The sequence below is a fragment of the Acinetobacter sp. WC-743 genome (assembly GCF_000335555.1).
GTDB lineage: Bacteria > Pseudomonadota > Gammaproteobacteria > Pseudomonadales > Moraxellaceae > Acinetobacter > Acinetobacter bereziniae.
The window spans coordinates 1-495 of sequence record NZ_AMFQ01000105.1; the positions used below are offsets into that span (position 1 = coordinate 1).

General features: G+C 41.4%; 1 protein-coding gene. It reads left to right on the plus strand.

The features are described 5' to 3' along the window. On the plus strand, positions 1 to 495 hold a 495-nt coding region (locus ACINWC743_RS16620; RefSeq protein WP_009586239.1), incomplete at both ends, for an MBG domain-containing protein.

Below are 495 nucleotides of genomic sequence, written 5' to 3' on the forward strand. Positions count from 1 at the left end.
TGTTCATACTGCATCAGGTACAGACAAGAACTACGATCTGACCTTTGTCGATGGTGCATTGGATATTGCCAAAGCCAAAGCAACAGTAACTGCGAATAGTGTATCAACTGTTTATAACGGTAAAGATCAAACAGCATCAGGCTTTACAGCAAGTGGTTTAGTCAATGGTGAAACTGAAACTGTGCTTTCAGGTGTAACTGCATCCGTAAGTGCTAAAGATGCAGGCAGTTATGCGAACAAAGCCAATGGTGTCGATAAAAACTATGACTTAACCTTTGTTGATGGGGCTTTAGACATTGCTAAAGCCAAAGCGACGGTGACTGCGAATAGTTTAAACACTGTATATAACGGTAAAGATCAAACAGCATCAGGCTTTACAGCAAGTGGTTTGGTCAATGGTGAAACTGAATCTGTACTTACAAGCGTGACGGCTACTGTTTCTGCTAAAGATGCAGGCAGTTATGTTCATACTGCATCAGGTACAGACAAGAACTA